Annotated in this window: 9 protein-coding genes; 4 read left to right on the top strand and 5 right to left on the bottom strand. The window is 62.2% G+C overall.

Features of this window, described 5'->3' with window-relative positions:
- Nucleotides 1–81: 81 nt before the first annotated feature.
- From L6D74_RS04030 to L6D74_RS04010, 5 genes are all read right to left on the bottom strand, one after another.
- Nucleotides 82–585 carry an RES family NAD+ phosphorylase gene (locus L6D74_RS04030; RefSeq protein ID WP_236187736.1) on the bottom strand — a complete coding sequence of 168 codons (504 nt, stop codon included), beginning with the start codon at nucleotides 583–585 and terminating at the stop codon, nucleotides 82–84.
- The gene (locus tag L6D74_RS04025) at nucleotides 582–1058 is read right to left on the bottom strand and encodes an antitoxin Xre/MbcA/ParS toxin-binding domain-containing protein (RefSeq protein WP_172829488.1); all 477 of its coding nucleotides are present in this window, start codon (nucleotides 1056–1058) and stop codon (nucleotides 582–584) included. The genes L6D74_RS04030 and L6D74_RS04025 overlap by 4 nt, the downstream gene beginning before the upstream one ends.
- Nucleotides 1059–1327: 269 nt before the next feature.
- The gene (locus L6D74_RS04020; protein ID WP_236187735.1) at nucleotides 1328–4252 is read right to left on the bottom strand and encodes a TonB-dependent receptor; all 2925 of its coding nucleotides are present in this window, start codon (nucleotides 4250–4252) and stop codon (nucleotides 1328–1330) included.
- A gap of 91 nt (nucleotides 4253–4343) precedes the next feature.
- Entirely contained in the window at nucleotides 4344–5291 is a 948-nt protein-coding gene (locus L6D74_RS04015) for a FecR domain-containing protein (protein ID WP_236187734.1), read from the bottom strand.
- Nucleotides 5288–5794 carry a sigma-70 family RNA polymerase sigma factor gene (locus L6D74_RS04010; RefSeq protein ID WP_064597063.1) on the bottom strand — a complete coding sequence of 169 codons (507 nt, stop codon included), beginning with the start codon at nucleotides 5792–5794 and terminating at the stop codon, nucleotides 5288–5290. Before L6D74_RS04010 ends, L6D74_RS04015 begins: the two co-directional genes overlap by 4 nt.
- A 298-nt stretch (nucleotides 5795–6092) precedes the next feature.
- On the opposite strand from L6D74_RS04010, the gene L6D74_RS04005 reads away from it, so the two are divergent.
- The 4 genes from L6D74_RS04005 (at nucleotide 6093) to L6D74_RS03990 (ending at nucleotide 11242) form a co-directional block, all read left to right on the top strand.
- Nucleotides 6093–7811, top strand: a complete 1719-nt coding sequence (locus tag L6D74_RS04005) for a hydrogenase maturation protein (protein WP_236187733.1) — start codon at nucleotides 6093–6095, stop codon at nucleotides 7809–7811.
- A gap of 239 nt (nucleotides 7812–8050) precedes the next feature.
- Nucleotides 8051–8914, top strand: a complete 864-nt coding sequence (locus tag L6D74_RS04000) for a LysR family transcriptional regulator (RefSeq protein ID WP_039768849.1) — start codon at nucleotides 8051–8053, stop codon at nucleotides 8912–8914.
- 109 nt (nucleotides 8915–9023) lie between these two features.
- Nucleotides 9024–10169, top strand: a complete 1146-nt coding sequence (locus tag L6D74_RS03995) for an SRPBCC family protein (protein WP_236187732.1) — start codon at nucleotides 9024–9026, stop codon at nucleotides 10167–10169.
- Between the two features lie 56 nt (nucleotides 10170–10225).
- On the top strand, nucleotides 10226–11242 hold the full coding sequence (locus L6D74_RS03990) for an SMP-30/gluconolactonase/LRE family protein (protein ID WP_373874455.1): 1017 nt from the start codon (nucleotides 10226–10228) through the stop codon (nucleotides 11240–11242).
- Nucleotides 11243–11285: the final 43 nt, after the last annotated feature.

Below are 11285 nucleotides of genomic sequence, written 5' to 3'. Positions count from 1 at the left end.
GTGCGATGGCAGACAGGGTTTTATAGGGCGCGATTTAGACCGTTGGGTGCTGAGGTTATGCAAAAAGACGCGCGTGATTTCTCATACCAGTTCCGCGTCCGTGAGCAATCGCGTATCCAGCCCGAATCGCTCTTGCGAGATCATCCTGAATTGCCCCTCTGCCAAATCGCAGCTCACCAGCAAATTCCACGAGTGCCGGGTGGCTGCCGATGGAATCAGTACAAACGGGTGCTCGGCGAGCAACGCGTCGGCAAAATCCTGCTGGTTGGGCGAGGCCTGTGCGGGACTCATCCAGTAGGGGTTGGGCAGCTCCTCGGGTTGCACGATTTTCACAAGCGCCTCACTGACCACCTCAAAGCACGTCAGCACATAGGGACTTCTATCAAGTGCGTTGAAACTCCCGTGAGCGGCCACCTCCAGAATGGCTGTAGATGGATCGATCGAAGCATAAACGACACGGCGGCCGGGCCGGTTCCATCGACCGCCCTGCAGTTCTGAACCGATGCCGCTGTCCCATGTGCACCGGTAAAGCTCAGGGTCCAAACGCCACGCATACCAGCGGTCGTCCCAAGGCAGCGGGTTCATTGATAAACCCCGTATTTAATCCGGTGCAGATAAGCAATGACCGATTGATACCCCAGTGAGCTTTCAATCAATGCAACGGGTCTGTAACCGTTTAACCATTTGGTCGCCTTGCTCATCCACTCCTCGGCGCTCGGCTGATCGTGGAACACCTCGATAGCGGACTCAAGAGCGTGCGCATACTGAAAAGCGATCATGCTCTGCTGTCGGCTCATTCGCGTCGGCTCGCCACTATTCAGCAAGCGCCGCACGGTTCTGACGGACTTTCCGGTGATGAGCTGCACAAGCTCGCTTTCCCGGTAGAGCTCGGATGTTGAAATCATGTTCACAACGTCCCGCAGATCAAAACCTTCCCGCGCGTAACCAACAATGTGCATGGTGTCTCTGTCCCATATCCGGCCGTTCAGCAACACCTCAACAGGCTTCCCCTCGACCTTCTTCAGCCCCGTAAACCGGGGTGCTTTCGCTTGGGGCATCGGAACACCCTCCATAGGGCATCTGGCGTGATCGTGGCGCCAGGAATCACGAGGGGAATAAGTAGAGTTTTCGTGCTCGAGATGTGGGATTCGCATAATCCATCCAATGTCAGGGGCCCGAGTCTCCAGGCCGGTCAGTGACTTCATGTCACGACCGATGCTATAGGCCCCGCTTCCGACGGCCAACCTTAAAAAGTCGTCGGAAATATCCCCGTTTTCGCCCAAAGTCCGGCAACTTCCGTAGGACGCTGCCGGACGTCATTTCGCCCTCAACTGCCGAAGTGATAACTCACATCCAGCCACCACTGGCGCCCGTACGGGTCGTAATTGCCGGTGGGGTAATACGGCCAGCCCGCCGAGTCGTCATGCTTGACCTGATTGAGCACGTTGTTCACGGTCAGCCCGACGCTTGCCCGGTCGTTGAGCTTGTACCGCGCACTGGCGTTGAACACCGTCCACGGCGACAGACGCCCGTCGCCCGCGCCATTGGTGACCGAGCCGTAACGAATCCCCATCAGCGTTGCCGTGGCCTTTTGGTAATCCCAGGTCAGGCTGGCGTTGACCTTGCTGCGCCAGTCGTAGTTGGTGCGCGAAGTGCGCCAGTCCTGGGTCGGCGCCTCGTCCGATTCTTTGTAGTAATGCGAGAGCACCAGGGTGTAGCCCAGCGCCGAACTGAACGCGCCGTACTGCCCGGCGCCCCAGCGGATGTTGCTCTTGAAGTCCAGGCCGCTGACCCGTTCGCTGGCGGCGTTGATCGCGTTCACGCGTACCCGTTGCAACTGATTGGGATCTACGGCGGCGTTGCCGGGATTGCGATCGACGCGCGCCAGGGTCGACTGGCAGTTGGCCGAGTTGATGTCCTGGGTGCCATTGCGGCATTCGTTCTCTTGCTGCAACAGGCGGTTTTCGTCGACAGTGGTCAGCAGGTCATCGATCTCCACCCGCCAGAAATCCGTGGAGAAATCGAAATTGCGTGAAGGCGACCAGACGAAACCGTAGGTCCAGGATTTGCCGCGTTCGGATTCCAGATCCGCCGTGCCGCTCTGGGTGTAATCGACCCGCCCGCGATCACAGGCGCCCTCCACGCCCTGGCTGCAGCCGTAATAGTCGATCTGCGCCGGGTAGTAACCGTTGCTGTCGGACTGATAGATGTAGTTCAGGTCCGGTGCGCGGAAACTGGTGCCGTAGCTGCCGCGCACCAAAAGGCTGGTCACCGGCCGCCATTCCAGGCCGAGGTTGTAGGTTTTCTGCTGCTCGGTGCGGCCGCTGAATTTGTATTGGTCCCAGCGCCCTGCCGCTGTCGCCAGCACCGTGTCGGTGACCGGAATGCTGAACTCGCCACCGGCCGCATAACGCTTGCGCGAGCCGCCGGAGCTTTGCGCCGGGGTCACGCCGTAGAAACTGCCGTCGTTGAGGCTGTCATCCGGGTCGATGCGGTATTCCTGCTTGCCTGCCTCAAGCACGCCGGCGAATCCCACCGGGCCGGCCGGCAGGTCAAACAACTCGCCGTTGACCGAAGCGTTGTAACTGGTCGACACCGACTTGCTGCTCTGCGTCAGGTTGCCGCGAAACTGCTCCCACTCCTGGGTTGTCAGTGGCCGGTCGAGGCGCGAGGCATCCGGCGCGAACACCGGGTAACCGCCACGGGTGCCCAACTGCGGGCCGAGGTAGAAATCCTGGATCGACGACAGCGGCGTGTAACGGGTGGTACGCACGCTTTTGTATTCGGACCGGTTGGCCGCCAGTTCATAGTTCCACCCGGTGTCGGCGATCTTGTCCGAGAGGCCCAGGGTGCCGGTCCATGAGGTATCGCGCCACTTGCTGTTGTTGCTGGTGCGCCCACCGATTTCCTCTTCGCCGAAGCGTCGATACCAACGCTCCAGATTGCCGCTGTTCTGGTTGATGAAATCCGGCGAGGTGAAGCTCGGGCCCCGTGTGTTGTTCTGGATGTGATCGAGGCCGTACATCAAATCGGCGAAGACCTGCCCGCTGTCGCTGAAATGCCAGGTGCCACGGGTGTAGCCGTCGTAGTTTTCCTTTTGCGTCTGCACCGTCCAGTAATCGTTGTAGATCTGATCGGTGCGGCAACGTCCGCCGCTGTTGAACAGCTTGTTGTCGAACGTGCCCTGATACGCGCCACAGCCGGGTCCCAGGTAGCGGTTGTTGGTCAGGTCGCGACGGTAGCCGACATCCGCCAGCGGCCCGCTCTGCATGAAGCCACGGTCATCGGCCCAGATCGGATCGCGGTTGGTCAGTTCGAGCCCGAACAACCCGTCGAAGTCGCCCCAACTGCCGCCGCCGCTGATCTGCAAGCGCTGGTTGTCACCGCCCCCGCGCTCGCTGCTGCCGCCCTTGAGGTTAACGTCAACGCCATTCATTTTGTCCTTGAGGATGATGTTCACCACCCCGGCAATCGCATCCGAACCGTAGATCGCCGAGGCGCCGCTGCTGAGCACTTCGATGCGGTCGATGATCGCCGACGGAATGTTCGCCAGGTTGGTGAAGTTGACCTTGCCGTCATACGGCGTCGGGTAATCGGCGACCCGTCGGCCGTTGATCAGCACCAGCGTGTGGTTGGGCCCGAGACCGCGCAGGTTGAGGGCGCTGGCGGCCGGTTGCCAGGTGTTGCCGTAGTCTTCGCCCTGGGTCATGCCGGTGTTCTGGGTTTGCGTGGCGAGGGCGTCGTAGACGTTCTTGTAGCCGCGCGCTTCCATCTCTTCGTGGGTGATGACGTTGACCGGGGTCGCACCATCGCTCTGGGCGCGGGCAATGCGCGAGCCGGTGACGGTGACTTTTTCCATGCGGTAATCGGCAGTGCTGGCGGGTGCCACGGCAGCGGCCTTGGCCGGCGCGGCACTCGGCGTATCGGCCGGGCGAATGCTCAGGCCCTGCGCCCCCTGCTCGACTTGCAGACCACTGCCGAGCAAGGCTTTCTCTACCGCCTGGCGGCCACCCAATGCGCCGCGCACCGCACTGCTGCGTTTGCCCTGAACCAGATTCTGACTGAAGGAAATCGGCACGCCGGTCTGGCGCGAGATGTCCAGCAGCACCTCGTCGAGGGCCCCGGCGGCAATGTCGAAGGTAAAGACCTGAGCGGCGGCGTCTTGTGCCTGAACGGCGACCGGAACCATGCCCGTCGCCAGCACGATGGCCAGCGTCAGGCGGGACAATTGTTGTTGTTTGAATGAGAACATCGAGGGGCTTCCCTGTTGAAGGCGTCTGCAGGGAATGAGCAGCGGGCCGGCGCTTTTTATAGGGTCGCGGATAGACCGGGAAGTTATGGATTTATAACCGTGCTTCGATGCTGACCCAGTACGGGTTGTGCCAGGTGACACGGATCGGCAGCGAACGCTCCAGCAGCTGCAGGGTGCGGTCGCTGTCGTCCAGCGGATAGAGACCGCTGAGGCGCAAACCGGCGACCTCGGGACTCAGGTGCAGGATGCCGCGACGGTAGCTGCGCAGGCTGTCGATGACTTCGCTCAAGGGGCGATCATGCACTTCAAGCCGCCCTTGCACCCAGGCACTTTCCTGCCCTTTGCTGCGTTCCAGCGCGAGGATTTCCTGAGCGTTGAACAGCAGACTTTCACCCGCCTCCACCACTTGCCGCGCGCCACTGGCAGTGGCCACTTCGACTTGCGAATGCAACATCACCAGCCGCGTCGAATCCTCACCGCGCTGCACCAGGAATTTGGTCCCGAGCGCGCGCATCCGCCCATGCTCGGTTTCGACCACAAACGGCCGGGCCAGATTTTTTGCGACATCGATCAGCAGCTCACCGCTGCGCAAGTCCAGCAAACGTTCGAGATTGTTGAAGCGCGGCACCACGCGGCTGCGGGCATTGAGGGTCAGGGCGCTGCCATCCTCCAGAGTGAACTCCCGACGCTCGCCCGTTCCGGTCGACAACTCGCCGGCCTCCGGCAGCCAGTCATAGTGTCGCCCGAGCAGACCCGCCAGCACCGCGATCCCGAGCACACTCAAACTGCCGCTGAGGAATCGACGCCGACTGGACGGTGCATTCAGGCTGTGCAGCACGCTCTCACGCGGCAAGCCGCGCAGGTTCGCATGGCGCAGCAGGTTCAACCCGCCACCCATTTGCTCGATGATTTGCTGATGCCGTGGATCCGCCGTGCGCCAGGCGTCGAAGGCCGCGCGCTCCTGCAAGCTGACGTGCCCCGATTGCAGCAGCGCCATCCATTGCGCGGCTTCGTCGATCAGCGTGTCGTCCGGCCTCATGTCTGCATCGCCTGATAGCAACGTTTGAATGCCTCGACCATGTATTGCTGCACTCGGCTGGTGGACACGCCGAGGCGTTCGCCGATTTCGCTGTAGGTCAGGCCATCGAGCTGGTGATAGAGAAATGCAGCCTTGGCCTTGGCCGACAGGCCGTTGAGCAAGCGATCCACCGCCAGCAGCGTTTCGATCACCAATTCCCGTTCCTCGGGCGACGGGTGCACCGGTTCCGGCGCCAAGGCAAGGCTTTGCAGATAAGCGCGCTCCAGATCCTGCCGGCGCCAGCCTTCATAGACCAGCCGCCGCGCAATCGTGGTCAACAGCGCGCGGGGTTCGCGAATCGCCAGCGGATCGGGCAGTGCCAAAACCCGAAGAAAAGTTTCCGAAGCAATGTCCTGTGCGCTGTGCGGGCAGCCGAGGGTACGACTGACCGCCGCGCACAACCATCGGTAGTCCTTTTGGAACATTTGCCCGATGACCTGGTAATGCGGGTTGTGACTCCCCATGCCTTACTCCCTGAAAACGGGCTCCACCCGCTGCGAAAATCCATGGATACGCCGGGATCTTCCGGCGGTGATCAAGGGTGCGACTGTGCAATAGCGCCGGATACATTTGAAGTAATAAAAAATCAGGATCAGCAAACCTTTGAGAATAAGGCACGCCGTCGGCACGGCAACATTGCCTGACACAACGTTGATCTCGATCAGTGGCGCCCCCCACGCCAGTCTCTAACCTTGCGCCTCCATCGATAGCCACGGACGGCTCACCGGGAGCCTGCGGCTGACCTTTCAAGGAAGAGCAACCATGCGATCACTCAACATCATTCTTCTGTCGTCGGCGTTCAACGGCCTGACCCAGCGCGCGTGGCTGGAGCTGCGCCAGGCCGGACATTCGCCCAGCGTGGTGCTGTTCACCGACGAAACCGCCGTGTGCGAACAGATCGAAAACAGCGGCGCTGACCTGGTGATCTGCCCTTTCCTCAAGGACCGCGTTCCCCACGCGCTGTGGAGCAACCCGCAGCGTCCGGTGGTGATCATCCACCCGGGCATCGTCGGCGATCGCGGTGCCAGCGCACTGGATTGGGCGATCATGCGCGAGCTGCCGTCCTGGGGCGTGACCGCCCTGCAAGCGGTGGAAGAAATGGACGCCGGCCCGGTCTGGGCCACCTGCGAATTCAACCTGCCGACCGGCCTGCGCAAATCGGAGCTGTACAACGGTCGGGTCAGCGACGCGGCGACCCGTTGCATCCGTGAGGTGGTGGAAAAATTCATCGACGGCTTCGTGCCGGTGGCGCTGGACTACAACGATCCCAAGGTTCGTGGACGCTTGCAGCCGAACATGAAACAGGACGATCGCACCTTCAGCTGGCACGACTGCTCGCGCTTCATCAAGCGCTGCATCGACGCGGCGGACGGCCAGCCCGGCGTACTCGCCAGCCTGGCCGGCGGGCAGTATTACGTGTACGACGCACACCTCGATCATCGCACCGGCATGCCCGGCGAGATTCTCGCGGTACACGACGACGCGGTACTGGTGGCGACCGGTGATCACAGCCTGTGGATCGGCTCGTTGCGACGCAAACCGCAACCGGGCGAGGAAACCTTCAAGCGTCCGGCGCGGCATGTGCTGGCCGGTCAGTTGTCTGGCGTGCCGGTGCTGGACTGGTCGATTGCCAACTCGCCGTTCACTGACGAGATGTATCAACCGATCCGGTATCGCGAGTCCGGTCAGGTCGGCGAGCTGACGCTGGAGTTCTACAACGGCGCCATGAGCACCGAGCAATGCCAGCGTATGGCCGAGGCGCTGCGTTGGGCCAAATCCCGCGACACTCAGGTGCTGTTGATCAAGGGTGGACGCGGCAGTTTTTCCAATGGCGTGCATCTGAACGTGATCCAGGCTGCCGAAGATCCGGGTGCCGAAGCCTGGGCCAACATCCAGGCCATCGATGATGTGTGCGAAGAATTGCTCAGCGCACGGCAACTGGTGGTCAGCGGGGTTACCGGCAATGCCGGCGCAGGCGGTGTGATGCTCGCACTGGCCGCCGATATCGTGTTTGCCCGCGCCGACATCGTGCTTAACCCGCATTACAAGAGCATGGGCCTGTACGGCTCGGAATACTGGACTTACAGCCTGCCCCGCGCCGTCGGCCCGGCCATGGCGGAACAATTGACCCAGGCCTGTCTGCCGGTCAGCGCGGCTCAGGCGCTGCAACTGGGCATGGTTCAGGAAATCGGCCCGCGCTGCCCGGACGAGTTCTCGCTGTGGCTGCTGCAACGGGCCAACAGCGTGCTGAGCGATCCGACTTATGCGCCGGTGCGCGAACGCAAGCTGCGGGTCGATCATGTGTTGATCCGTCAGTGTCGCGAGGCTGAGTTGAAGGAGATGCAGGAAGACATGCTGTACAACCGCAATCAGTTTGCCGAGAAGTGCCGGAATTTTGTGTATAAGCGCAAGACTTGCTGCACGCCGGCGCGGTTGGTGGAGGAATGGGCGCGGGTGGTTGATACCGAGCTGGTCAGTTGATCGGCGGCGTCTGTTTTTCCCCTCACCCTAGCCCTCTCCCGGAGGGAGAGGGGACTGACCGAGATGTCTTTCGCTATACATCGACCTGAAAAATCGTGTCGATTATGGATTCAAAGCAAATCTTTCAGGTCGGCGTATCTCGTCAATATCCCCGGATCGGTTCCCTCTCCCCCCGGGAGAGGGCTAGGGTGAGGGCGCTTTTGCCTTACAATGCGCGCACCTCAACCACCGGCCCGCCCATGGACATTGACCTCGCCCGCACCTTTCTGGAAATCGTCCGCCACGGCAGCCTCGCCGCGGCGGCGGAAAAGCTGTTTGTCACGCAAACGGCAATCACCGCCCGGGTCCAGAAACTCGAAAGCCAGTTGGGCAGCACGCTGTTCGTGCGCAACCGTGCCGGTGCGCGGCTGACCGCCAACGGCGAGGCCTTCGTGGTCTACGCCAATCAGCTGGTGCAGACCTGGGAAGCCGCACGCCGCGACCTGCCCTTGCCCGAGGGCTATCACAACGTGCTGCACATCGGTGGCGAGGTCAGCCTGTGCAACCCGTTGATGCTCAGTTGGGCCGCCGAATTGCGCGAGAAAATCCCCGGCCACGCCTTGCGCATGGAGATCCGCGATGGTGAAAACCTGCTGCGTCAGCTAGAACTGGGGGTGCTCGATGCGGCGCTGGTCTATCAGCCGGAATACTGGCCGGGGCTGCAGGTCGAGCAAGTGCTGGAAGAGAAACTGATTCTGGTGACAACGCCCGGCCGCCCTGCCCCTTACGTGTACATCGACTGGGGCCCGGATTTCCGCCGCCAGCACGACGCCGCCCTGCCGGAAAAAGCCAAGGCTGCCCTGAGCTTCAACCTCGGCCCGCTGGCCCTGCAATACATTCTGGAGAACGGCGGCAGCGGCTATTTCCGGACCCGGGTCGTGCGTACTTATCTGGAAAGCGGCGCGCTGGAGCCGGTGACCAAAGCCCCGGAATTCGGCTACCCGACCTACCTCGTCTACTCCCGTGACCGCGACTCGGCGATCTTGCAACAGGCGTTCGACCTGCTGCGTGAGGTGATCAGAGCCGATGACGACTGGTCGCAGCGCTGGAACCCGTTGAGCTGACGGCCGCTATGCACCGGAGCATGGCACTTGTGACCTGAAGGTTGGCGCTGCACAAACGGCCGGATCGGCTACGCTGCCGGGATAACGACAATATCCGCAGGTGAGCGCAGTGAGGCAGACCACCGAGGCATTTCGCAGCCGCTACCGGGCGGCGATTCATCCCCGCTACAACCCATGGCTGCACGGCGCGTTCGTGCTGCTGTTCGGCGTGCTGGCCATCGGCGCGTTCTGGAGCAGCGTGCACCAGGTGCGGCCGCTGGAATGGCTGACCGTGCCGCTGACCTTGCTGTTCTTCAATTTCGGCGTGTACATGGTGCACCGCCACCTGGGCCATCATAAAAAAAGCTTCGCGCGGATGTTCTACGCCCGGCATGCCGGTGATCATCACAGTTTCTTCACCCCCGGCCACATGACCTACGACGGCGCCCGCGACTGGCGGGTGATCCTGTTCCCGGCCTGGCTGATCGTGCTGCACACGCTGGCGATCACCCTGCCCCTGTGGTGGCTGTTCGCGCAGGTCAACAGCAACGTCGCCGGGCTGTTCGGTGGCTGCATGGTGTTCGGTTACCTGACCTATGAAGTGTTTCACGCCTGCGAGCATCTGCCGCCGCAGAACCCGCTGACCCGCCTGCCGTGGATCCGCCAGATGCGCCGTCTGCACGAGCTGCATCACCGTCGCGAGCACATGCAGGAACGCAATTTCAATATCGTTTTTCCGTTGATGGACTACCTGTTCGGCACCCTCTACCGGGAGCCGGAAACCGCCCCTTTGACCGATTCGAGAACGCCCATGACCCGCATGCAGCACACAGTCGATATCGCCGGTGATCCGATTGCCGTCCTCGCCTACGCCGCCACCGTCAGTCGCTGGCCGGAGTGGCACCCGTCTTCGCTGAAGATCGACGGCCCGAGCGGTGCGTTGCATGCCGGCGCACGATTCGACGAGGACATCCATGCCGGCGGTCGCGAGGGGCATTTGCGCTGGGAGGTCACCGAGTACCTGCCCGGCCGACGCTGGTGCGCCCAGGCCCAGGGTGATCAGGGTCTGTCGTTGCGGCTGACCTATGAATGCTCGACGCACAACGATGCCACGCGGTTCGTGCGCACCCTCGATTACCGGTTCGAAGGGATCGGCCTGCGCATCGCCAACCATCTGCTGCTCAAGCGGCGCATCGAGCGCGAGTCGGCAACATCGATGCTGGCCCTGCGCGACATGGCCACCCGGCATCTCGCACTCGCGGGAGCCCACGTGTGAGATGGCGTTATCTGGTGTTGCTGCTGGTTGTCGGGGTTCTGGGCTTTTTGCTGTTGATGCCGACCAGGGTCGAGCCCGTGGCCTGGACGCCGCAACCGGCGCCCTCGCTGACCGAAGGCCAGTACGCTGGCAATCAGCGGCTCAAGAGCGCGGCACAGGTCGGTCCAAGTGACATCGAAGGCCCGGAAGCGCTGCTGCTGGAAAACGACTTTCTGATCACCGGACTGCACGACGGACGCCTGCTGCGCACCAGTCTCGATGGCCAGGAGCGCAAGGTGCTGGCCGATACCGGCGGCCGGCCGCTGGGGCTGGCGCGGCATCCCAACGGTTTGCTGGTGATCGCCGACGGGGTCAAGGGTTTGCTGTCCCTTGATGCACAGGGGCAACTGGTGGCGCTGACCACCGAAGCCAATGGCCTGCCGTTCGGGTTTACCGATGACGTGGCCATCGACAAGTCCGGGCATTACGCCTACTTCAGCGATGCCTCCAGTCGCTGGGGTTACGGCCACGATGGCGAAGCGATCATCGAGCATGGCGGCGACGGGCGCCTGCTGCGTTACGACTTCCAGACCGGAAAAACCAGCGTATTGCTGGACAGGCTGGAGTTCGCCAACGGCGTGACCCTCGGCCCGGAAGACGCCTATGTGCTGGTCAACGAAACCGGCGCCTACCGTATCAGCCGCTATTGGCTGACCGGGCCCAAGGCCGGCACCCACGACCTGTTTATCGACAACCTGCCGGGGCTGCCGGACAACCTGGCGTTTAATGGTCGGGATCGTTTCTGGGTGGCGTTGTACACGCCTCGCAATCCGTTGCTCGACCGCACCGCCGCCCACCCTTTCGTGCGCAAGATGCTGGTGCGGGCGATGACCGTGCTGCCCAAACCGGTGGAAAAGCGCGGGTTCGTGCTGGGGCTGGATCTGGAGGGCAAGGTGATCGCCAATCTGCAGGACGCCAGCGCCGGCAATTACTCGCCGATCACCACGGTGCGCGAGTATGGCGACTGGCTGTATTTCGGCTCGCTGAAGGCGACGCACATGGCGCGGATGCCGTTGGACGCCGCCTTGAAGTGAGGCCCTGGACTTTGTATTGAGTCGACTGGCCCTATCGCCAGCA

Source organism: Pseudomonas pharyngis (assembly GCF_021602345.1).
GTDB lineage: Bacteria > Pseudomonadota > Gammaproteobacteria > Pseudomonadales > Pseudomonadaceae > Aquipseudomonas > Aquipseudomonas pharyngis.
This window is presented reverse-complemented; position numbering and strand designations above follow the sequence as displayed.